The sequence below is a fragment of the Micromonospora sp. CPCC 205554 genome, assembly GCF_036902745.1.
Taxonomy (GTDB): domain Bacteria; phylum Actinomycetota; class Actinomycetes; order Mycobacteriales; family Micromonosporaceae; genus Micromonospora; species Micromonospora tulbaghiae.
On the sequence record NZ_JBAKHP010000007.1, the window covers coordinates 183905 to 205780 of the forward strand.

General features: G+C 70.8%; 18 protein-coding genes. 8 read left to right on the forward strand and 10 right to left on the reverse strand.

Annotation, left to right across the window (positions count from 1 at the left end):
• Nucleotides 1–195 precede the first annotated feature (195 nt).
• From V6U82_RS12675 to rpmH, 8 genes are all read right to left on the reverse strand, one after another.
• Nucleotides 196–1236 carry a ParB/RepB/Spo0J family partition protein gene (locus V6U82_RS12675; RefSeq protein ID WP_334461008.1) on the reverse strand — a complete coding sequence of 347 codons (1041 nt, stop codon included), beginning with the start codon at nt 1234–1236 and terminating at the stop codon, nt 196–198.
• 27 nt (nt 1237–1263) lie between these two features.
• Entirely contained in the window at nt 1264–2601 is a 1338-nt protein-coding gene (locus V6U82_RS12680; RefSeq protein ID WP_334461009.1) for a ParA family protein, read from the reverse strand.
• Between the two features lie 244 nt (nt 2602–2845).
• Complete coding sequence (gene rsmG, locus V6U82_RS12685) at nt 2846–3745, reverse strand: 16S rRNA (guanine(527)-N(7))-methyltransferase RsmG (RefSeq protein ID WP_442933435.1); 900 nt, start codon at nt 3743–3745, stop codon at nt 2846–2848.
• Nucleotides 3746–3939: 194 nt separating this feature from the next.
• Complete coding sequence (locus tag V6U82_RS12690) at nt 3940–4530, reverse strand: Jag family protein (protein WP_334461010.1); 591 nt, start codon at nt 4528–4530, stop codon at nt 3940–3942.
• 210 nt (nt 4531–4740) lie between these two features.
• The gene (gene yidC / locus V6U82_RS12695) at nt 4741–5742 is read right to left on the reverse strand and encodes a membrane protein insertase YidC (RefSeq protein ID WP_128136864.1); all 1002 of its coding nucleotides are present in this window, start codon (nt 5740–5742) and stop codon (nt 4741–4743) included.
• Nucleotides 5743–5982: a membrane protein insertion efficiency factor YidD gene (gene yidD / locus V6U82_RS12700; protein ID WP_258544755.1), complete on the reverse strand. Its 240-nt coding sequence runs from the start codon at nt 5980–5982 to the stop codon at nt 5743–5745.
• Between the two features lie 44 nt (nt 5983–6026).
• Nucleotides 6027–6440 (reverse strand): ribonuclease P protein component, encoded by a 414-nt coding sequence (gene rnpA, locus V6U82_RS12705; RefSeq protein WP_334461011.1) that lies wholly within the window; start codon nt 6438–6440, stop codon nt 6027–6029.
• 34 nt (nt 6441–6474) lie between these two features.
• Complete coding sequence (gene rpmH, locus V6U82_RS12710; RefSeq protein WP_013289388.1) at nt 6475–6612, reverse strand: 50S ribosomal protein L34; 138 nt, start codon at nt 6610–6612, stop codon at nt 6475–6477.
• Nucleotides 6613–7215: 603 nt separating this feature from the next.
• On the opposite strand from rpmH, the gene dnaA reads away from it, so the two are divergent.
• From dnaA to V6U82_RS12735, 5 genes are all read left to right on the forward strand, one after another.
• The gene (gene dnaA / locus V6U82_RS12715) at nt 7216–9060 is read left to right on the forward strand and encodes a chromosomal replication initiator protein DnaA (protein ID WP_442933436.1); all 1845 of its coding nucleotides are present in this window, start codon (nt 7216–7218) and stop codon (nt 9058–9060) included.
• A gap of 1276 nt (nt 9061–10336) precedes the next feature.
• Nucleotides 10337–11470, forward strand: coding sequence for a DNA polymerase III subunit beta (gene dnaN, locus V6U82_RS12720; protein WP_013283212.1), 1134 nt, complete (start codon nt 10337–10339; stop codon nt 11468–11470).
• A 40-nt stretch (nt 11471–11510) separates the two neighbouring features.
• Nucleotides 11511–12383, forward strand: coding sequence for a phosphogluconate dehydrogenase (NAD(+)-dependent, decarboxylating) (gene gnd, locus V6U82_RS12725; RefSeq protein ID WP_334461013.1), 873 nt, complete (start codon nt 11511–11513; stop codon nt 12381–12383).
• Between the two features lie 16 nt (nt 12384–12399).
• The gene (recF, locus tag V6U82_RS12730; protein ID WP_334461014.1) at nt 12400–13533 is read left to right on the forward strand and encodes a DNA replication/repair protein RecF; all 1134 of its coding nucleotides are present in this window, start codon (nt 12400–12402) and stop codon (nt 13531–13533) included.
• Complete coding sequence (locus V6U82_RS12735) at nt 13523–14128, forward strand: DUF721 domain-containing protein (RefSeq protein WP_334461015.1); 606 nt, start codon at nt 13523–13525, stop codon at nt 14126–14128. The genes recF and V6U82_RS12735 overlap by 11 nt, the downstream gene beginning before the upstream one ends.
• Here the strand turns inward: V6U82_RS12735 and V6U82_RS12740 are convergent.
• On the reverse strand, nt 14119–14358 hold the full coding sequence (locus V6U82_RS12740; protein ID WP_013283216.1) for a hypothetical protein: 240 nt from the start codon (nt 14356–14358) through the stop codon (nt 14119–14121). The genes V6U82_RS12735 and V6U82_RS12740 overlap by 10 nt on opposite strands.
• Before the next feature lie 84 nt (nt 14359–14442).
• Between V6U82_RS12740 and V6U82_RS12745 the strand changes: the two genes are divergently transcribed.
• The gene (locus tag V6U82_RS12745) at nt 14443–14931 is read left to right on the forward strand and encodes a MarR family winged helix-turn-helix transcriptional regulator (RefSeq protein WP_334461016.1); all 489 of its coding nucleotides are present in this window, start codon (nt 14443–14445) and stop codon (nt 14929–14931) included.
• Here the strand turns inward: V6U82_RS12745 and V6U82_RS12750 are convergent.
• Nucleotides 14916–15470, reverse strand: coding sequence for a hypothetical protein (locus V6U82_RS12750; RefSeq protein WP_128137068.1), 555 nt, complete (start codon nt 15468–15470; stop codon nt 14916–14918). The two genes, V6U82_RS12745 and V6U82_RS12750, sit on opposite strands and share 16 nt — an antisense overlap.
• A 546-nt stretch (nt 15471–16016) precedes the next feature.
• Here V6U82_RS12750 and gyrB point away from each other — a divergent pair.
• Together gyrB and gyrA are read left to right on the forward strand one after the other, a co-directional pair.
• Entirely contained in the window at nt 16017–17963 is a 1947-nt protein-coding gene (gyrB, locus tag V6U82_RS12755; protein WP_128137069.1) for a DNA topoisomerase (ATP-hydrolyzing) subunit B, read from the forward strand.
• Nucleotides 17964–18093: 130 nt separating this feature from the next.
• Entirely contained in the window at nt 18094–21873 is a 3780-nt protein-coding gene (gene gyrA, locus V6U82_RS12760) for an intein-containing DNA gyrase subunit A (protein ID WP_128137070.1), read from the forward strand.
• Nucleotides 21874–21876 lie beyond the last annotated feature (3 nt).

Below are 21876 nucleotides of genomic sequence, written 5' to 3' on the forward strand. Positions count from 1 at the left end.
CCAACGCAACCAGGCTGCCCAGGAACTGGCGGTCGGGTTGCCGTACGCGATGCGATCCGCATCTCTGGCCCGAAACCGTGGCGAGCGCCACCGGCTCGACCACGTAGACGCGCCGCCGGAGCAGCCCGGAATACAGGTCCGGCCGCACCCCCTCGTCGGGCAGTGCGGCCGGATCGACAACCGGGAGGACCCGGGCTACGCCTCGGGCTGCCCCTCCTCGCCGACGCCGATGATGCCGACGATCCGCTCCAGGTCGTCGACGGTGGCGAACTCGATCGTGATCTTGCCCTTGCTGCGGCCGATGTCGACCTTCACCCGGGTGTCGAACCGATCGGAGAGCCGGTCCGCGAGATCGGTGAGCGCCGGCGCGTGCGGCTTCGGCCGGCGCTTGGCGGCCGCCGTCTTCGCCGGCTCCTCGGCGAGCGCCAGGTGCACCAGTTCCTCGGCGCCGCGTACCGTGATGCCCTCGCGGACGATCCGCTCCGCAAGCGCCTCCTGCGCCTCGGCGTTGTCCAGGCTGAGCAGAGCCCGGGCGTGGCCGGCGGAGAGGACGCCGGCGGCGACCCGGCGCTGCACGGCGGGCGGCAGGTTCATCAGCCGGATGGTGTTGGAGATCTGCGGGCGGCTGCGGCCGATCCGCCGGGCCAGTTCCTCGTGCGTGGCGCCGAATTCCTCCAGCAGTTGCTGGTACGCCGCCGCCTCTTCGAGCGGGTTGAGGTTGGCGCGGTGGATGTTCTCCAGGAGCGCGTCCCGGAGCATCGCGTCGTCCTTGGTGTCCCGGACGATCGCGGGGATGGTCTCCCGGCCGACCGCCTGGGCGGCACGCCAGCGCCGCTCGCCCATCACGAGTTCGAACTTCTCGGGGTCGAGCTGGCGGACCACGATCGGCTGGAGGAAGCCGACCTCCTGGATCGAGGTCTTCAGTTCCTCCAGCGCCTCCTCGTCGAAGACGTGCCGGGGCTGCTTCGGGTTCGGCACGATCGCGTCGACCGGGATCTCCGCGAAGCGGGCCCCGGGCACCGGGCTCAGCAGAGGCTCCGGCTCGACGGCCGGGGACGGGGTGCTTCCGACGCCGCCGGTGATGGCAGCGGTCGCACCGGCGACCGGAGCCGGCGGCGACGCGGCAGCGGCCGACGACTCCGGCTCGACGGCAGCCGGTTCGGCGCCCGGTACCGGTCCGGTGGGGATGAGGGCGCCGAGCCCTCGGCCCAGCCCGCCGCGGGGACGGTTCTTCATGCGACGCCTCCCAGCGACATCTCCGCACTACGCATTCCGGCTCACCGGCTCCTTGACGCCTCGCTCCGCGATCTCCTGGGCGGCCTCGAAGTAACTCGTGGCTCCCCGCGAACCGGGATCGTAGGTCATCACCGACTGGCCGTAGCTCGGTGCCTCGGAGACACGCACGTTGCGGGGGATGACGGCCTGGAGCACCTTGTCACCGAAGTGGTTCCGGACGTCCTGCTCCACCGCGTCGGCCAGCCGGGTGCGCCTGTCGTACATGGTGAGCAGGATGGTGGAGACCTCAAGCTTGGGGTTGAGGTGCTGACGAACCAGGTTGATGTTGTTGATCAACTGGTTGAGTCCCTCCAGCGCGTAGTACTCGCACTGGATCGGGATCAGCACCTCCTGCGCGGCCACGAGCGCGTTGACGGTGAGCAGGCCGAGCGACGGCGGGCAGTCTATGAAGACGTAGTCGAAGTGCCCCGGATACGCGGCGATGGCCCGCGCCAGGCGCGACTCCCGGGCCACCACGGAGACCAGCTCGATCTCGGCGCCGGCCAGGTCGATCGTGGCCGGTACGCACCACAGGTTCGGGATGCCCTCGACGGCCTGGGCCACCTCCTCCAGCGGCACGCTGTCGATCAGGCAGTCGTACACGTCGGGCACGCCCGTGTGGTGCGGCACGTTCAGACCGGTGGAGGCGTTGCCCTGGGGGTCAAGGTCGACCACGAGCACCCGGTTGCCGTGCAGCGCGAGCGCCACGGCGAGGTTCACGGTGGTGGTCGTCTTGCCCACGCCGCCCTTCTGGTTGGCGACGCACATCACCCGGGTCCGGTCGGGGCGCGGCATGGTGACCTCGCCACTGGGATTCAGGATCTGCACGGCGCGCATCGCCTCCATAGCCAACGGTGGATCATCCTCTTCGCGCGTCGGGGTTTCACGTGAAACGTACGTGCTGGCGTCTACCTCGACCCCGTTCCCGTCTGCCTGTGGCGTGTCGGACGGCGCCACGGTGACATCGGGGGCGGCCTGATAGGGCACGGCCGAGACGGGCGGCTGGGGTTCGTAGCGGGTCGGCACCGCGGCGTTCGCCCGCACCGCGGGCGGGCGCGGTGTGGGTGCGTTCACCGGGCCGTCGGCCGGGTCGAGCGGGTCGCGGGCCGGCGGTACGTTCGCCGGTACCGACGAGACAGGACGTACGGGCCCGCCGGCCGACGGCTCCCGTCGCCTGGACGGCTGCGCCGGGTACGGGGAGGACGGTTCGCCGGACTCGTTCACCGCCCACTCCTGGTCGTTGGTTTCACGTGAAACGGGGTCGGCGGAGGGCTGGCCTCCTGGTCCGGTCAACCGTGGATCGTCGTACCTGCCGTCGTCATGCACCTGTCATCCCTACCCGCTCCGGATGGTCGGTCCGCACCCGTCGAATCGCGTCCGCGCCTCGCACGGCGCCGTCGGCTCGGCGGGAACCATCGGGTTCGGGTGCCGCCCGGCACCGCCGTTCCACACTATCGACGCGCGGTCAGCCTACGGCCGACGGGCGCGGTGGGTCCATGTCGGGTTGCGATCGATCGCGTCACGCCCACCGGTCCAACGACCGGATCGGGCGTGCGGAATGGCGTACCGCTCAGCGGTCGCCGCGACGGCGACCGCCACGCGACCGTTTCGGCTTCTTCGGACGGCGCGGGTTGACCACGCGTTCCCGGACCACCTCGACCACCGTCGCCGCGGGTTCGATCACCCCGTCGCCGCAGCGATGCAGTTCCGGCGTCCCACCTCCGAGGCGGATCACGGCCTCGGAGTGCTCGGTGATCTCGTCGGCGGCCGAGGCGCCCTTGAGCGCGACGAGCCGGCCGCCGGGGGCCACGAGCGGCAGGCACCAGGAGGCGAGCCGGTCCAGTGGCGCCACCGCGCGGGCCGTCACGATGTCGGCGCTCAGCGGTTCCCGGTCACGCGAGCCGGCCGCCGCCTCCTCGGCCCGCCCACGGAACACACGGACGTCCCGGGTCAGGCCGAGACGCTGGACCGCCTCGATCAGGAAGGCGGTCCGCCGAGCCAGCGGCTCGACGAGCGTCACGGTGAGGTCGGGACGCGCGATCGCCAGCACCAGACCGGGCAGCCCGGCTCCGGAGCCGACGTCGATCACGCTGGCCCCCTCCGGGATCCGTTCCGCCACCACCGCGCAGTTGAGCAGGTGCCGCTCCCAGAGCCGCGGCGTCTCGCGGGGGCCGATCAGGCCGCGGACCACGCCGTCGGTGGCGAGCAGCTCGGCGTACGCGGCGGCCAGGTCGAGCCGGTCGCCGAACAACGCGCGGGCGGCCTCTGCCAGTTCGGGCGGCAGCGTCGCCGACGCCGGGTCGGGCGCGGCACCACTGTCCACGAGGGACGGTGTGTCCTCCGACGGCTCCGCGAAGACCGGGTCGGCCACCGCGGCCGGGTCGGCCGGCGTCACGTCCGCCGCCTGCTCACCGGAGAAGGCGGGTGTCACGTCCACCGCCGGGTCGGCGGGCTCCATCCCGGTCACCACCGCAGGCTCGGCGGAGAAGGCGGGCTCGCCGGGGTCGGTCCCCGCCCTTCCCGGGTACGCCGGGTCGGCCGGCCCGTCCTCGTCGGAGAAGACCGGGTCGACAGTGTTGTCGGGGCGCACAGCCGACGGCCCGGGCGGCGTACCGCCCGGGCCGGTCACGGCTCCTGCCGTCGTCTCGTCGGAGATCACTGACCTCAGTCCGCCACCGGCCGGACGACGATGCGGCGGTTGGGCTCGACGCCCTCCGACTCGCTCTCCACCCCGCTCATCGCGTTCACCACGTCGTGCACGCACTTGCGCTCGAACGCGGACATCGGCTCCAGGCGCACCGGCTCGCCGTGCTCCTTGACCTTCTCGACCGCGTTCTTCGCCACTGCGGCCAGCTCCTTGCGCCGGGCGGCCCGGTAGCCGCCGACGTCGAGCAGCAGCCGGCTCGGGGTGCCGGTCTGACGGAACACGGCCAGCCGGGCGAGCTCCTGGAGCGCCTCCAGGGTCGCGCCGCGCTGGCCGACCAGGTTCTGGAGCCGGCCGCCGACCACCTCGACGACCGGGCGGCCACCGGACACCAGCTCGTCGATGTCGCCGTCGTAGTCGAGGATGTCCAGCAGACCCTCGACGTAGTCGGCGGCGATCTCGCTCTGCCGGAACAGGTCGCTCTCGGCCGGGGCCTTCTTCTCCCGGGCCTCGCCCGCGGCGTCGTCGGTCTCGGTGGCGGCGGTAACGGGGGTCTCCTCGTCCAGGGACTGGTCGGCGCTGGGGATGCTGGTCTCGGTCACGGGTCTCATCTCCGTACTCGCTCGGCCGGACCGTCGGGGGTCCGCTGGTCTCCCGGGGCCGGCGGGAGGTTCGCCGGGTGCCCTCGGGCACGTCTGTACGGGCCAGTTTCGCCCGTGTCCGCGCTCCGCGCGGCGATTCCGGCCCGGCGCCGACTCCTCGGATGGCAGCACGCGGCCGGAACGGGCCACCGCCGACGTCGCGGCGGTGGCCCTGTGGGCTCAGCCCTGTCGCTTGGCGGGCCGGTTGCCGCCCTTCTTCGGGTTGACCGGCTTGGCGCCCGGCTTCGGGCCGGCCACCTTCGGCGCCGCGGCCGGAGCCTTCGCCGGCGGCTGGGCCGCCTTGCGGCCGAACAGGCCACTGGCCTTGGCCGGCTGCACCGGGCCCTTGCCGGAGGTGCTCTTGCCGGAGGTGGCGCTCTTCGCGGTCGGCGGCGGCGGGAACTTCCGCAGCACCCACTGCTGCTGGCCGAGCGTGAAGAGGTTGTTGGTGACCCAGTAGATGATCACACCGATCGGGAAGATCGCACCCGAGACCAGCAGCGACAGCGGGATGCCGTAGAGCATCAGCCGCTGCACCATGCGCTGCTGCGGGTCCTCCGCCCAGCCGGTCTTGAGGATCATCTGACGGCTGGTCAGGTAGGTGGTGGCGATCATGATGAGCACCAGGATGCCGGCGACCACCTTGACGGTGCCGGTGCTCGCGCCGAGCCGGCTCAGCTCGTCGGCGGTGGAGCCGAACTTGCCGGAGATCGGCGCGGTGAACAGCTTCGCGTTGGAGGCGCTGTTGAACTGGTCGACGGTCCAGCCGTACAGGGTCTTGCCCTGGTTGTCGGGGTTGAGCCGCCGGAGCGTGTGGAACAGGCCCAGGAAGACCGGGATCTGGAGGAACATCGGAAGGCAGCCCATGAGCGGGTTGGCCTTTTCCTTCCGATAGAGCTCCATCATCTCCTTCTGGAGCGTCTCCCGGTCACCCTTGTGCTTCTCCTGGAGCTCCTTCACCTTGGGCTGGAGCGCCTGCATGGCACGCTGCGACTTGATCTGCTTGACGAAGACCGGGAAGAGGATCACCCGGACCGTCACCACCAGGAAGATGATGGCGAGGATCCAGGCCCAGTTCGTACCGATCACGGCCCCGACCGGAACTCCGATGGCGTCCCAGGCCGAGTGCCAGGCCAGCAGGATCCACGAGATCGCGTAGTAGATCCAGTCGAGACTAAACACTCAGGCTCCAGTCACGTCGGAACGGCGGCGGGCGCCCGGCTCCGGAACCGGGTCGTGTCCACCAGGGTGGAAGGGGTGGCAGCGCGACAGCCGACGGACCGTCAGCCAGGCTCCCCGCAGCGCGCCGTGCCGGGACACCGCCTCGACGGCGTAGGCACTGCACGACGGATAGAACCGGCAGCGGGCCGGCAGTGCCGGACTTATCCACCGACGGTACGCGATGATGGGCGCCAGCAGCATGCGGGCACCGGTTGTGGGCGGCGGAGTCGCAGTCGTCGGGCCGGTCACCGCGACCGCCGTCCCCGGGGGGTCCGCGCGGCGGCGAGAGCAGCGTCCAGGTCGGCCCCGAGCCGGGCGTACGTCGCGTCGGCTGCCGCGGGCAGCGCACGTACCACGAGGGTGCTGCCGGCGGGCAGCTCGGCCAGCCGCTCTCGGACCAGGTGCCGGAGCCGGCGGCGGACCTTGTTGCGGACCACCGCGCCGCCGACGGCCTTGGACACGACGAAGCCGGCGCGGCTCGGTGCGGAGGTCTCCGCACCGCTGCCTCGCGCCGGCTCCGGCGAGAGTGTCGCGGTGGTGCCGATCGGCTCGGGGAGGGTCAGGTGGACCACGACGGCGCCACGGCCGACGCGTCGGCCACCGCGAACCGCTGCGGCGAAGTCGTTACTGCGCCGCAGTCGTTGCGCGGCGGCCAGCACGACTGCCCACGTCCCCGGACCGGACCTGTCGGCGTCAGGCCGACAGGCGGGCGCGGCCCTTGGAGCGACGGGTCGAGATGATGGCGCGGCCGGCACGGGTGCGCATGCGCAGCCGGAAGCCGTGGGTCTTCGCGCGCCGGCGGTTGTTCGGCTGGTAGGTGCGCTTGCTCACGTCAGGCTCTCCGTTGTCGTACGCCCCGCGCGGCGGATCGCCCGGGGTCGTGTGCTGGTCCAGATCACCTGTCGGTGACCTCCGATCGGCGCTGCCGTGACACGCTCCCCGGCGATGCGGGGTGACAGCCACGGACAGCAAGCATCAATCACCCTAGCAGAGGGCGAGAGAGCAGCCGCTCCAGCCTACGCAGGGGCGCAACGACCGTCAAACGTCACACTCGGGCGTCCGACCTGCGGGGAAGCGCGACCGAAGGGGCGGTTTTCACTGATGTTGCCAAGGTCGTCAGGGTGTCGCCGGTTGATGCTGTGGGGTCCGCGCTGTTAGCGTGCGCGATTGCGGTCGGCGTCGGGGGTCCGGGGTTTGTCGCCGATCGGCAAGACCGGACACGCTGTTGAATCGTTCGGCACGGTGAACCCGCTTCAGCGCCTCCGTGGATCGAGGGGGGCAGGTCCGACCCGCGTCCGGTGGGCGGCCACAATCGGTCGGTACACAGGCTGTGGATAACTTGTGGATGACGACCGGTCAGCCGTCCGGGCGGGCGTGAGAAGGAGCAGGCGAGGGGGTGGCACGACGGTGACCGGAGCGACCGACCTTGCCGCGGTGTGGACGGCGACCACCGACGAACTCGCCGACGAGATCATCTCCGCGCAGCAACGGGCGTACCTCCGGCTCACCCGGCTGCGGGCGATCGTCGAGGACACCGCTCTGCTCTCGGTGCCGGACGCCTTCACCCGGGACGTGATCGAGTCCCGGCTCCGCCCGGCCATCACCGAGGCGTTGAGCCGCCGGCTCGGCCGGCCGATCCAGGTGGCGGTGACCGTACGGGTCGCCGACGACCCGAGTGCCCGCCCGGCCGGCACTGTCTACCGCAGCAGCCCCGAACCGCTGCCCGAGCACGACGGCGCCGCCCCGCTGCCCGGCTTCGACCAGCCCGGCCCGCCCGCGTCCGCCCCGGCCTTCCCGTCGCCGCGCCCGGAACCCGGTTACGCCGAGTCCCGCCCCGATTCCGGGTACGCCGAGTCCCGCTCCGAACCCGGTTACGCGGAACAGCGCCCGGAGCAGCCGCTCGACGAGCCGGCGCCGCGCCAGCGGACCGCCGACGGCGGCCGCCCGCATCTGATCCCGGCCGGCCGGGACGCGCAGGACGCGCTTTTCAGCGCCGCGTTCGCCGAGCCGGTGCGCACCGCGCCCGAACGCCACGCCTTCGACGAGCGCACCCGGGTCGAACCGCCGGTGCCCGACGCCGGCGGATACGAGCCCCGCTACCGGGAGAGCCCGGCCGCCGGCCCCGCGCCGATGCGCGGCCTGCCCCGCGACGGCGCCACCGACAACGGTCCCGGCCGCGGTGGCGCCGACCACCACCGCCCCGGCGGCGGCCAGGCCGACCGCAGGCTCCCCGGCGGTACGGAGAGCGGCGGCAACCGGCTCAACCCGAAGTACATGTTCGAGACGTTCGTCATCGGCTCGTCCAACCGGTTCGCGCACGCCGCGAGCGTGGCGGTGGCCGAGTCGCCGGCGAAGGCGTACAACCCGCTGTTCATCTACGGCAGCTCCGGGCTGGGCAAGACGCACCTGCTGCACGCCATCGGGCACTACGCCACGACGCTCGGCAACGCGCGCTCGGTCCGGTACGTCTCGACCGAGGAATTCACCAACGACTTCATCAACTCGCTGCGCGACGACAAGACGAGCGCGTTCCAGCGCCGCTACCGGGACGTGGACATCCTCCTGATCGACGACATCCAGTTCCTGGAGAACCGGGAACGGACGCAGGAGGAGTTCTTCCACACCTTCAACACCCTGCACAACGCCAACAAGCAGATCGTGATCACGTCCGACCGCTCGCCGAAGCAGCTGGCGACGCTGGAGGACCGGCTGCGTACGCGCTTCGAGTGGGGCCTGCTGGCCGACATCCAGCCGCCGGACCTGGAGACACGCATCGCGATCCTGCAGAAGAAGGCGGCGCAGGAGCGGCTGTTCGCCCCGCCGGACGTCCTGGAGTTCATCGCGTCCCGGGTGTCGAACTCGATCCGCGAGCTCGAGGGGGCGCTGATCCGCGTCACCGCCTTCGCCAGCCTCACCCGCTCCTCGGTCGAGTTGTCGCTGGCCGAGGAGGTGCTGCGGGACTTCATCCCGGACGGCGCCGGCCCGGAGATCACCGCGGACCAGATCATGGTGTCGACTGCCGACTACTTCGGTGTGAGCCTGGAGGACCTGCGCGGCCACTCCCGCTCCCGGGTGCTGGTGAACGCGCGTCAGGTGGCCATGTACCTGTGCCGCGAGCTGACCGACCTGTCGCTGCCCCGGATCGGGCAGGCGTTCGGCGGCCGGGACCACACGACGGTGATGCACGCGGACCGCAAGATCCGTCAGCAGATGGCGGAGCGGCGCTCGCTCTACAACCAGATCGCCGAGCTGACCAACCGCATCAAGCAGAACACCTGACTCTCTCTCCCACTGCGCCGCCTCCGTGGGCCGCTCCGCCGGTGATCAAGGAGTTTGTGTCAGGGAGACGCGTCATTCCCGCCCCAAACTCCTTGATCAACAAGGAGGGCGGACGCGCGAACGTACCCGCCTCGGGACGAGAACGGCATCCCGAGGGACCACCGACTCCATGATCGACCATGGCACCTCGTGCGCGAACGAACATCCCCGCAGATCTTGGAAGCTTGGCGCCCCCATAGGGGCCGTTTCCTACCAAGATCTCGCCGGAGCTGAGCGCCGAGCCTTGATCGGGAGATGATCGGCGGCCACAGGGATCCCTCACCGCTACGTCCCGCCCTCGCTCTCGCCCACCGGCCTCCCCGTCGATCATGAAGTTGGCGGCGACAAACCGGACGCGAAATGCCGCTAACTTCATGATCAGCCGAAGCAGGGCGGGCGGAGCGGAGCGAGGGGCGCAGGGCGAGGGGCAGGGGCGGGCGGGGTAAGGCAGGCGGAGCTGCGGGAGGGGCGGCGTGAGCCAGGCGACCATTTCGGCGCCGGCGCGGCGGGCTCGGGCGGGTGGCAGGTAGCCGACAGCGGGGAACTGTTGACCCTCGAGCCGGTGGAGGGCCCAGGATCGGGCGTGTGTTCGTCCACAGCTCGTACCCGTTGTCCACAGCCCCTGTGTCACAGGCGGTGGACAACCACGCTTCGCACCCGGCCGGTTACCCACAGACTGTGGACAACTCCTGGGGACGACGCTGTGGATGCCTGGGGATGACGGTCACGTTGTCCCCAGGCGGCGGTCCGCCTGTGGGCGAGCTGTTGAAGGTTCTGGGGATGACGGCTGTGGAGCCGCCCGGCGCTGTCCACAGCGCTGGGGAGAAAACCGGTGGATTACCGGTGGACAACCGGTGGACAGCCGTGGAAAACCCGGCGGCCGACGAGGGCTGTGGACCGGGACACGAGTTTTACCCCTGGTTCTCCACAGCCAAACCACCGGTGGATAACGTGTCTGACCTGCACGGACGCAAGTTCTCCACAGTTTGCACAGGTGCGATGAAGACGATGAGTTATCTCTTCTAAACAACAAAAACCAATCATCACCGTTGGACTTCCTGTGGATCGGGCCGAAGCACTGCCGTCGGCAGTCGCCCGGGCACCTGGATCCACGGGGTCGGGCGCACAGCCGATGCCCCAGCGCCTTAAGGTGCGATGGGTACCCGCACGGTCGGGCGGGACGGGTGGCAGCGGTCGGCATGAGAGAGTTGTCGCTGACGTCGACGCGGAGGCATTGATGAAGTTCCGAGTGGAGCGCGACGCGCTCGCCGAGGCGGTCGCGTGGACCGCCAAGAGCCTGCCCAACCGACCCTCCGTACCGGTGCTGGCCGGAGTGATGCTCCGGGTCACCGACGGCAACCTCCAGGTCTCCGGCTTCGACTACGAGGTCTCCAGCCAGGTGACCGTCGAGGTGCAGGGTGACGCGGACGGCGCCGCCCTGGTCTCCGGCCGCCTGCTCGCCGAGATCACCAAGGCCCTGCCGGCCAAGCCGGTGGACATCGCCGCCGTCGGCGCCCACCTCGAACTGGTCTGCGGCAGCGCCCGGTTCACGCTGCCCACCATGCCGGTGGAGGACTACCCGACGCTGCCGGAGATGCCGGAGAGCGCCGGCACCGTCGACGCGGCCGCCTTCGCCTCCGCCGTGGCCCAGGTGGCAGTCGCCGCGGGCCGCGACGAGACGCTGCCGATGATGACCGGCGTCCGGATCGAGCTGAGCGGCAGCACGATGGCCATGCTGGCGACCGACCGCTACCGCCTCGCGCTGCGCGAGATGGAGTGGAACCCGGACGACCCGGAGATCAGCCTCAACGCGCTGGTCCCGGCCCGTACGCTGCACGACACCGCGAAGGCGCTCGGCCCGCTCGGCGGGCACGTCACCATGGCGCTGTCCTCCGGTGGCGCCGGTGAAGGCATGATCGGTTTCTCCGGCGGCACCCGCCGGACCACCAGCCGGCTGCTCGACGGCGCCAACTACCCGCCGGTGCGCTCGCTGTTCCCGGCCGACCACAACGCCGAGGCCCGCGTCGCCGTCGCCGCGCTCATCGAGGTGGTCAAGCGCGTCGCGCTGGTCGCCGAGCGCACCACCCCGGTCCTGCTCAGCTTCAGCGCCGACGGTCTCGTGGTCGAGGCGGGCGGCACCGAGGAGGCCCGGGCCAGCGAGGCCATGGAGGCCACCTTCAGTGGCGAGCCGCTGACCATCGGGTTCAACCCGCAGTACCTCATCGACGGTCTGGCCAACCTGGGCGCGCAGCACGCCCTGCTCCGGTTCGTCGACGCGTTCAAGCCCGCGGTCATCTCCCCGGCCGGCGAGGATGGCGAGGTCATCCCGGGGTACCGGTACCTCATCATGCCGATCCGCGTGTCCCGCTGATCGCAGGCAGCACGACCCTGACGTACGGAGGTAGGAGCAGATGCAGCTCGGCCTGGTAGGACTCGGCCGCATGGGCGGCAACATGCGGGAGCGGTTGCGCGCCGCCGGGCACGAGGTGGTCGGCTACGACCACAACCCGGAGATCAGCGACGCCGCGAGCCTGGCCGAACTTGCCGGGAAGCTCCAGTCGCCCCGCGCGGTCTGGGTCATGGTCCCGGCCGGCGTCACCGACGCCACCATCGACGAGCTCGCCGGTGTGCTCGGCGAGGGCGACATCATCATCGACGGCGGCAACTCCCGGTTCAGCGACGACGCCCCGCGCGCCGAGCGCCTCAACGAGCAGGGCATCGGCTACATCGACGTCGGCGTCTCCGGCGGCGTCTGGGGCCGGCAGAACGGGTACGCGCTGATGGTCGGCGGCGCGCAGGAGCACGTCGAGCGCCTGATGCCGATCTTCGAGGCACTCAAGCCCGAGGGCGAGTTCGGCTTCGTGCACGCCGGCCCGGTCGGCGCCGGCCACTACGCCAAGATGGTGCACAACGGCATCGAGTACGGCCTGATGCACGCGTACGCCGAGGGCTACGAGCTGCTGGCCGCCTCGGAGCTGGTGACGAACGTCCCCGGCGTGTTCAAGTCGTGGCGCGAGGGCACCGTCGTGCGGTCCTGGCTGCTCGACCTGCTGGACCGGGCGCTCGACGAGGATCCGGAGCTGGCCGAGCTGAGCGGCTACACCGAGGACACCGGCGAGGGGCGCTGGACCGTGGACGAGGCGGTCCGGCTCGCCGTGCCGCTCAACGTCATCACCGCGTCGCTCTTCGCCCGGTTCGCCTCCCGGCAGGACGACTCACCCGCGATGAAGGCCGTCGCCGCGCTGCGCCAGCAGTTCGGCGGCCACGCCGTCCACAAGCGCTGACCGGTATCCACAGGCTGTGTACGTCCGCCGGCTCGAACTGGTCGACTTCCGCTCCTACGAGCGCGTCGGCGTCGACCTGGAGCCGGGTCCGAACGTGCTCGTCGGCGCCAACGGCGTTGGCAAGACCAACCTGGTCGAGGCGCTCGGCTACGTGGCGACCCTGGACTCGCACCGGGTCGCCACCGATGCCCCGCTGGTCCGGATGGGCGCCGCCTCGGCGGTGATCCGCTGCGCGGTGGTGCACGAGGGCCGGGAACTGCTGGTCGAGTTGGAGATCGTGCCGGGCAAGGCCAACCGGGCCCGGCTCGGCCGGTCTCCGGCCCGGCGCGCCCGGGACGTCCTCGGCGCGCTGCGCCTCGTGCTGTTCGCGCCGGAGGATCTGGAACTGGTCCGGGGCGACCCGGCCGAACGGCGCCGCTACCTGGACGACCTGCTGGTCACCCGCCAGCCCCGCTACGCGGGTGTACGCGCCGACTACGAGCGCGTGGTCAAGCAACGCAACGCGCTGCTGCGTACCTCGTACCTCGCTCGCAAGACCGGCGGCACACGCGGCGGCGACCTGTCGACGCTGGCCGTGTGGGACGCGCATCTGGCGCAGCACGGCGCGGACCTGCTCGCCGGCCGCCTGGAGCTGGTCGCCGCGCTGACCCCGCACGTCGCGAAGGCGTACGACGCGGTGGCCGCGGGCCGCGGCGCGGCGGGCATCGCGTACCGGCCCTCGGTGGAGCTGCCCGAATCCGGCGCCGACCGGGCGGCGCTGGCGGAGGCGCTCGCCGCCGCGCTGACCGCGAACCGTACCGCCGAGATCGAGCGCGGCACCACGCTCGTCGGCCCGCACCGCGACGACCTGGCGCTCACGCTCGGCCCGCTGCCCGCCAAGGGGTACGCGAGCCACGGGGAGTCCTGGTCGTACGCGCTGGCGTTGCGGCTGGCCGGGTACGACCTTCTGCGCGCCGACGGCATCGAGCCGGTGCTGGTGCTCGACGACGTCTTCGCCGAGCTGGACACCGGCCGCCGGGAACGGCTGGCCGAGCTGGTCGGCGGCGCCAGCCAGCTCCTGGTCACCTGCGCCGTGGACGACGACGTGCCGGCGACCCTGCGCGGCACCCGGTACGCGGTGGGCGAGGGGACGGTGCGACGTGCCGGATGACGAGGTGCAGCTCCCGCCCGCACGGCTCGGGCCGGGACGCGACGCGCGTACCCCTGGAAAGCCCGCGGACGGCGAGCCGGCCGCGAACCCGCCGGAGGGCGCGACCGGGCCGGAACTGGCGCGGGCGGTGCTCGACGCGGCGAAGGCCCGGCGGCAGGCGGCGGCCCCCCGGCGGCGCGGCGCGGTCCGCGGCGACGGCGAGAAGCGGCTGCGCGGCTACTCCGGGCCGGGGCCGGACCCGCGCGACCCGCAGCCGCTCGGCGCGGTGCTGGACAAGCTGATGAAGGCGCGGGGCTGGCAGCAGCCGGCGGCCGAGGCGACGGTGTTCGGCGCGTGGGAGAAGGTGGTCGGCCCGGAGGTCGCGCAGCACAGCCGCCCGGTCAAGCTGGAGGACGGCGAGCTGACGGTGGAGGCCCGCTCGACGGCGTGGGCGACCCAGTTGCGTCTGCTGGCGGGCTCGCTGTTGCAGCAGATCGCCCGGGAGGTCGGCCACAACGTGGTGCGCAAACTGCACATCCACGGGCCGGCGGCGCCGTCGTGGTCGCGCGGCCCTCGTCGGGTACGCGGGCGCGGTCCCCGCGACACCTACGGCTGACCGACACCACCCGAACGCCGCGCCTCCCGCCGGGCGCGCTTGAGTTCGCGCTGCTCACGGCTCCACTGCTTGCGGCGCTCCAGGTCTTCCTTCCACGCGTCGCGGGCCAGCTTCGAGCCGCCCTGCACCGCGCCCTGCACCTGGGACGGGCCGGCGAGGTTGCGGAACACCCAGCCCAACAGGCGGCCACCCTTGCCGGAGGCGTCGCCCACCTGCTCGTCGTCGCTCATCCCGCCGCCCTCTCGCTGTTTTGTGTGCAAACCATTGGTACACCAATCGTTGCTACGATCGCAACGACGACGAGGAGGACGAGGGTGACCGACGGCATCGAGGAGGATCCCCTGGCGCTGGAGCAGCAGGTCTGCTTCGCGCTCTCCGTCGCGGCCCGGAGCGTCGTCGCGGTCTACCGCCCGCTGCTGGAGCCGATGGGGCTCACCCACCCGCAATACCTGGTCATGCTGGCGCTCTGGCAGCACGCGCCGCTGTCCGGGCGGGATCTGAGCCGGCTGCTCCAACTCGACCCCGGCACGCTGTCGCCGCTGCTCAAGCGGCTGGAGGCGGCCGGCTACATCCGGCGGGAGCGGGACGCCGCCGACGAACGCAGCCTGGCCGTCTCGCTCACCGCCGCCGGGCAGGCGCTGCGGGCGCAGGCCGAGCGGATCCCGCCGGCCATCGTGCAGCGCCTCGGCCTGCCCCTGGCCGACCTGCGGCACCTGCACTCGGCGCTGACCGAGGTGATCGCCGCCGCCAACCGGGCCACGTCCTCTCCCGGCGCTGCGCCGCCGGGTCAGGCGTCGGCGTAGACCGCGAAGCCGCGCTCCGCGCAGCGCCGGTAGAAGGCCGCGAGCACGCTCAGCTCGGCGCAGGTGAAGTTCCACTGCGGCGGGTCGCCGCTCTCGTCCCGCAGCCGGTCCAGCCGGCTGTCCAGCCAGCGGAGCTGCTGCTCGGCCAGCCGCCCGTCGCCGAGCAGCGCGCGGAGCACCTCGCTCACCGACTCGAACGTGACCGCCTCGCCGTACGGCCGGTGCCGCGCGACGAACTTCTCCACGCCCTCGGCGATCCAGGAGCAGCCGTCCGGGTCGATCACCGGATCCTCGTCCTCGACCGCGTTCTCCGTGGCGTAGAGCACATTTTCCAGCCCGAGGATCAGGTCGACCAACTCGGTGTACGCGGTCGCGCGTACCGTGCCGGTCTTCGCGATCAGCTCGGCGAGCGCCGCGGTCGGCGCGGAGATCCGGGGCACGTCCACGATCTCGCCGAAGTCCACGAACTCAGCCGGCGCGACCGGATCGTAGAAGCGGCCGGTTCGCGGCCAGTGCACCGCGACGTTGTCCAGCCCCATCTGGCGTCACCTCTCACCAAGCGTTTTCGGACCATCTCCGACGATCGTCCCGGTTCCGGGCGCAAAAGATCAAGACCGCAACGGCGGCGCCGCAAAAGCTACGGCACGCCGGGCCCGGCCGCGACCCCCGGTCGGGGCAGCCGCCGATCACCGGTCGGATGACCGTCGCGGCTCACGGTGGCCGGTGGCGCGGCACCGCCCCAATGGCGTGTAGGGGGAGTCGTGGGCGGCGCGGTTCGTCCGGCTACGGCATTCTCAGCCGCCTCGGAGAGGGTGCCGAGTGGCGGTTTGGTCGGCTCCGCACAGTAAGATTGGGGGCGAGACGAAAGACCCGAGACGGAGCGACGGACAGGGGCCCGGTGGGCCCTCGATCATAGTCCCGCATCGGGTCCGAGCCGATCGCGATCCGCGGGCAACCGCGGCGCCCGGCGCACATGATCCGACCTGGCGATCCCAGGGGCGGTCCATGCGCGCCGACGTCGCGTCCTGTCCGCCGAACCCGCGCCCCCGCGCCCACGCGCGGCCGGTGCGAGAAAGTGGCCGAGGGTGGCAGCGGAGGACAACAAGAAGTACGGCGCCGAGTCCATCACCGTTCTCGAGGGCCTCGAAGCGGTCCGGAAGCGGCCCGGTATGTACATCGGGTCCACCGGCGAGCGCGGTCTGCACCACCTGGTGTGGGAGGTCGTCGACAACGCGGTGGACGAGGCGCTGGCCGGGCACTGCGACACCATCGACGTGGTGCTGCTGGCCGACGGCGGTGTCCGGGTGACCGACAACGGCCGTGGCTTCCCGGTCGACCTGCACCCCAAGCTGAAGAAGCCGGGTGTCGAGGTCGCCCTGACCGTGCTGCACGCGGGCGGCAAGTTCGACGGCAAGGCGTATGCCGTCTCCGGCGGCCTGCACGGCGTCGGCGTCTCCGTGGTGAACGCGCTGTCCACCCGGATGGCCGTGGAGATCCACAAGGACGGCTTCGTCTGGCGCCAGCAGTACAACCACTCCAAGCCGACGCCGCTGGAGAAGGGTGAGGAGACCGACCGCACCGGTTCGGCCGTCTCCTTCTGGCCCGACCCGGACGTCTTCGAGACGGTCGACTTCGACTTCCACACCATCTACCGGCGCCTCCAGGAGATGGCCTTCCTCACCCGGGGCCTCACCATCCACCTGCTCGACGAGCGGGTGCCGGAGGACGAGGACGGCAAGACCCGCGAGGTCACCTTCCACTACGAGGGCGGCATCGCCGACTTCGTCCGGCACCTCAACGCCTCCAAGAGCCCGATCCACAAGACGGTGGTCGAGTTCGGCGCCGAGGAGACGGGCATGTCGGTCGAGATCGCCATGCAGTGGAACGAGTCGTACGGCGAGTCGGTCTACACCTTCGCCAACAACATCAACACCCACGAGGGCGGCACCCACGAGGAGGGCTTCCGGGCCGCGCTGACCAGCGTCGTGAACCGCTACGGCGCGGAGCGCAAGCTGCTCAAGGGCGACGAGCGCCTCTCGGGTGAGGACATCCGCGAGGGCCTGGCCGCGATCATCTCGGTCAAGCTCACCGACCCGCAGTTCGAGGGCCAGACCAAGACCAAGCTGGGCAACACCCCGGTCAAGGGCTTCGTGCAGCGGGTCTGCAACGAGTCGCTCGTCGACTGGTTCGACCGCAACCCGGCCGAGGCGAAGATCATCATCCAGAAGGCGTCCCAGGCGGCGCGGGCCCGGATCGCCGCCCAGCAGGCGCGCAAGCTCGCTCGGCGCAAGTCGCTGCTGGAGTCCGGCTCGATGCCCGGCAAGCTGGCCGACTGCCAGTCCACCGACCCGCGCGAGTCCGAGGTCTTCATCGTCGAGGGCGACTCGGCCGGCGGCTCGGCCAAGCAGGGCCGCGACCCGCGCGTCCAGGCGATCCTGCCGATCCGCGGCAAGATCCTCAACGTCGAGAAGGCCCGGATCGACCGGGTGCTCAAGAACGCCGAGGTGCAGGCGCTGATCACCGCGCTCGGCACCGGCATCCACGACGACTTCGACATCGAGAAGCTGCGCTACCACAAGATCGTGCTGATGGCCGACGCCGACGTGGACGGCCAGCACATCCAGACGCTGCTGCTCACCCTGCTGTTCCGCTTCATGCGGCCGCTGGTCGAGCTGGGCCACGTCTACCTGGCCGCCCCGCCGCTCTACAAGATCAAGTGGAACAAGAAGGGTGACGACGCCCAGTACGCGTACTCGGACCGCGAGCGCGACGGGCTGATCGCCCTGCGCCAGCAGAAGAAGCCCAACGCCCGCCCGGACGACATCCAGCGGTTCAAGGGTCTCGGCGAGATGAACTACCCCGAGCTGTGGGAGACCACGATGAACCCGGCCACGCGTACGCTGCGCCAGGTCACGCTCGACGACGCCGCCACCGCGGACGAGCTGTTCAGCGTCCTGATGGGCGAGGACGTCGAGGCTCGCCGGTCGTTCATCCAGCGCAACGCCAAGGACGTGCGGTTCCTGGACATCTGACGGACGCGCCCGGGCCGGCCGGACATCCACCGGCCGGCCCGGCAGTCCACAGAGTTATCCACAGTCTGGCCGCTTTCCACAGCCGTTATCCACAGCGAGACCACGACTCTGAGTCTGATAAGGGTTAACAGTGACCGATACTCCCGAGTCCACCCCGAACGAGCCGGAGACCCCGGAGACACTGGCGGCGGTCGTCCAGCACGACCGCATCGAGCCGGTCGGCCTCGAGGTCGAGATGCAGCGCTCGTACCTCGACTACGCGATGAGCGTCATCGTCGGGCGGGCCCTGCCGGACGTCCGGGACGGGCTCAAGCCGGTCCACCGCAAGATCCTCTACGCCATGTTCGACTCCGGCTACCGGCCGGACCGCGGGTACGTGAAGTGCTCCCGCGTCGTCGGTGACGTGATGGGCCAGTTCCACCCGCACGGCGACTCGGCCATCTACGACGCGCTGGTCCGGATGGCGCAGCCGTGGTCGCTGCGCTACCCGCTGGTCGACGGCAACGGCAACTTCGGCTCGCCCGGAAACGATCCGGCCGCCGCCATGCGTTACTGCCTCACGGCAGATGCCCGGGTTCGTACCGTCGACGGCACCGTCCGGATCGGCGACATCGTGCCGGACGCCGCGCCGAGCAGCGAGACCGACGTCGACCTGAAGGTCCGTGACCGCAACGGTGACCTGGTCCGCGCCAGCAGGTTCTTCCACTCCGGCGAGCACCCGACGCTGCGGCTGCGCACCCGCGAGGGGTACGAGCTGACCGGCACCCACAACCACCCGGTGCTCTGCCTGGTGAACGTGGCCGGCGTGCCGACCCTGCTGTGGAAGCTGCTCGCCGAGATCGCCCCGGGCGACCGGGTGGTCCTGCAGCGCACGGTGCCGGACGAGATCGGCTACCCGATGCTGGAGCACGTCGAGGCAGCCGTGCTCGCGGGCGCGTTCGTGTCCGAGGGCTGGGTGTCGGAGCAGCGGGCCGGCTTCAACAACGTGGACCGGGAGTTCTTCGTCCGGGTCCTCACCGCCTACGACATCGCGGTCGGCGGCCCCCGGTACGTCGCCGAGCGGGTCATCGCCTCCGGCAGCACGCTGCACGAACTCGACGTACAGAACCTCTCCGCACTGCGGGCGAGCGTGCTCGGCGAGATGGTGGGCGCGCGGAGCGCCGGCAAGTTCGTGCCGGAGTTCGTCTGGCGCGGACCGGCCGCGGTCAAGCGGGCCTTCCTCCAGGCGCTGTTCGAGGGCGACGGCTCGTCGTCGCTGCTGCCCCGCCACACGATCCAGGTCTCCTACTCGACCCGCAGCGAGCGGCTGGCCCGCGAGGTGCAGCAGCTGCTGCTGGAGTTCGGCGTGGTCAGCCGGCAGTGCCGGTACGACGACGGCGAGATCAAGGTCGTCGTCACCAACCGGCGGGACGCCCGGATCTTCGCCGCTCACGTCGGCTTCCTCGGCCGCAAGCAGGCCAAACTGGAATCCGAGCTGGCCCAGGTGCCGGCGAGCAGCACCGCGCTCTCCGGCGATCACGTGCCGTTCGTCGGCGACTTCGTCCGCGAGCACGGCGCGAGCCGGTGGACCGAGCGCGACTGGCTGCGCCGGCACAACGTGGACCGGATCGAGCGCTGGGAGCGGGACCGCGACGAGATCGCCGCCCGGATCACCGAGCCGGGCATCCTCGACGTGGTCGAACCGCTCGTAGACGGCCGCTTCTACTACGCCGAGGTGACCGACGTCACCGACGCGGGAGTGCAGCCGGTCTACAGCATCCGGGTGGACACCGAGGATCACTCGTTCGTCTCCGACGGATTCGTCAGCCACAACACCGAGTGCAAGCTCGACCCGCTGGCGATGGAGATGCTGCGGGACATCGACGAGGACACCGTCGACCTGCAGGACAACTACGACGGCCGGGCCAAGGAGCCCACCATCCTGCCGTCGCGTATCCCGAACCTCCTGATCAACGGCTCCGAGGGCATCGCGGTCGGCATGGCCACCAAGATCCCGCCGCACAACCTGCGCGAGATCGGCGCGGCCGTGCAGTGGTGCCTGGAGCACCCGGAGGCCGACGAGGCCACCACGCTGGAAGCCCTGCTGGAGATCGTCAAGGGCCCGGACTTCCCGACCCACGGCCTGATCGTCGGCCAGGCGGCCATCCAGGACGCGTACCGGACCGGGCGCGGCTCGATTCGGATGCGCGCCGTGGTCGAGGTGGAGGAGGACAAGCGGGGCCGGCCGGCGCTCGTGGTCAGCGAGCTGCCCTACCAGGTCAACCCGGACAACCTCGCCGAGCGCATCGCTGAGCTGATCAAGGAGGGCAAGCTCGCCGGCATCGCCGACATCCGCGACGAGTCCTCCGGCCGTACCGGCATGCGGATCGTGCTCGTGCTCAAGCGCGACGCGGTCGCCAAGGTGGTGCTGAACAACCTCTACAAGCACACCCAGCTCCAGGAGACGTTCGGCGCCAACATGCTGGCGCTGGTCGACGGTGTGCCGCGCACGCTCAACCTGGCCCAGTTCATCCGCTACTACGTCGAGCACCAGATCGAGGTGATCCGGCGGCGGACCGCGTTCCGGCTGCGCAAGGCCGAGGAGCGGGCGCACATCCTGCGCGGTCTGTCCAAGGCGCTGGACGCGCTGGACGAGGTGATCGCCCTGATCCGCCGCTCGCCCACGGTGGAGGACGCCCGGCAGGGCCTGATCCGGCTGCTGGACATCGACGAGGTCCAGGCGACCGCGATCCTGGACATGCAGCTGCGCCGGCTCGCCGCCCTGGAGCGGCAGCGGATCCTGGACGACCTGGCGAAGCTCGAACTGGAGATCGCCGACCTCAAGGACATCCTGGCCAAGCCGGAGCGGCAGCGGCAGATCGTCTCGGAGGAGCTGGGCGAGATCGTCGCGAAGTGGGGCGACGAGCGGCGCACGAAGATCGTCCCGTTCGACGGCGAGGTCTCGATGGAGGACCTCATCGCCCGCGAGGACGTGGTGGTGACGATCACCCGCACCGGGTACGCGAAGCGGACCAAGGTCGACCTCTACCGGTCGCAGCGGCGCGGCGGGAAGGGCGTCAGCGGGGCGACGCTCCGCCAGGACGACATCGTCAGCCACTTCTTCGTATGCTCTACCCACGACTGGATCCTGTTCTTCACGAACAAGGGTCGGGTCTACCGGGCGAAGGCGTACGAGCTTCCCGAGGCCAGTAGGGTGGCCAAGGGCCAGCACGTGGCCAACCTGCTCGCGTTCCAGCCCGACGAGCAGATCGCGCAGATCATTGAAATCCCGAATTACCAGGTGGCCCCCTACCTGGTACTGGCCACGAAGAACGGCCTGGTGAAGAAGACGCGGCTCGAGGAGTTCGACTCCAACCGTTCCGGCGGCATCATCGCGGTCAACCTGCGCGATGAGGACGAACTGGTCGGTGCGGTCCTGGTCGCTCCGGAGGACGACCTGCTGCTCGTGTCGAAGAACGCCCAGGCGATCCGCTTCAACGCCACCGACGAGGCGCTGCGCCCGATGGGCCGGGCCACTTCCGGGGTGATCGGCATGCGCTTCAGCGGCGAGGACGAGTTGCTCGCCGTCGAGGTGGTGCGAGAGGGTCTGGACGTTCTGGTCGCGACGAACGGGGGTTATGCGAAACGTACCCCGATCGAGGAATACCCGGTCCAGGGCCGGGGAGGTAAGGGCGTGCTGACCGCGAAGATCACCGAGCGACGCGGTGGCCTGGTCGGCGCGGTCGTGATCGATCCGGAGGACGAGCTGTTCGCCATCACGAGCAACGGCGGCGTCATCCGGACTCCGGTGAAGCCTGTACGCCGTACGCGTGACCGGAACACAATGGGGGTCAAGCTGATGGACCTCCCGGACGGCGTGACTATCGTGGCGATTGCTCGCAATGCCGACGAGCCTGACGAACAGGACTAGTTG

Excerpts from the sequence above, each read along its gene's own strand:
- V6U82_RS12675 (WP_334461008.1), bottom strand. The coding sequence starts at position 1,236 with ATGAAGAACCGTCCCCGCGGCGGGCTGGGCCGAGGGCTCGGCGCCCTC.
- V6U82_RS12740 (WP_013283216.1), bottom strand. The coding sequence starts at position 14,358 with ATGAGCGACGACGAGCAGGTGGGCGACGCCTCCGGCAAGGGTGGCCGC.
- yidD (WP_258544755.1), bottom strand. The coding sequence starts at position 5,982 with ATGCTGCTGGCGCCCATCATCGCGTACCGTCGGTGGATAAGTCCGGCA.
- V6U82_RS12690 (WP_334461010.1), bottom strand. The coding sequence starts at position 4,530 with ATGAGACCCGTGACCGAGACCAGCATCCCCAGCGCCGACCAGTCCCTG.
- gnd (WP_334461013.1), top strand. The coding sequence starts at position 11,511 with ATGCAGCTCGGCCTGGTAGGACTCGGCCGCATGGGCGGCAACATGCGG.
- dnaN (WP_013283212.1), top strand. The coding sequence starts at position 10,337 with ATGAAGTTCCGAGTGGAGCGCGACGCGCTCGCCGAGGCGGTCGCGTGG.
- V6U82_RS12750 (WP_128137068.1), bottom strand. The coding sequence starts at position 15,470 with ATGGGGCTGGACAACGTCGCGGTGCACTGGCCGCGAACCGGCCGCTTC.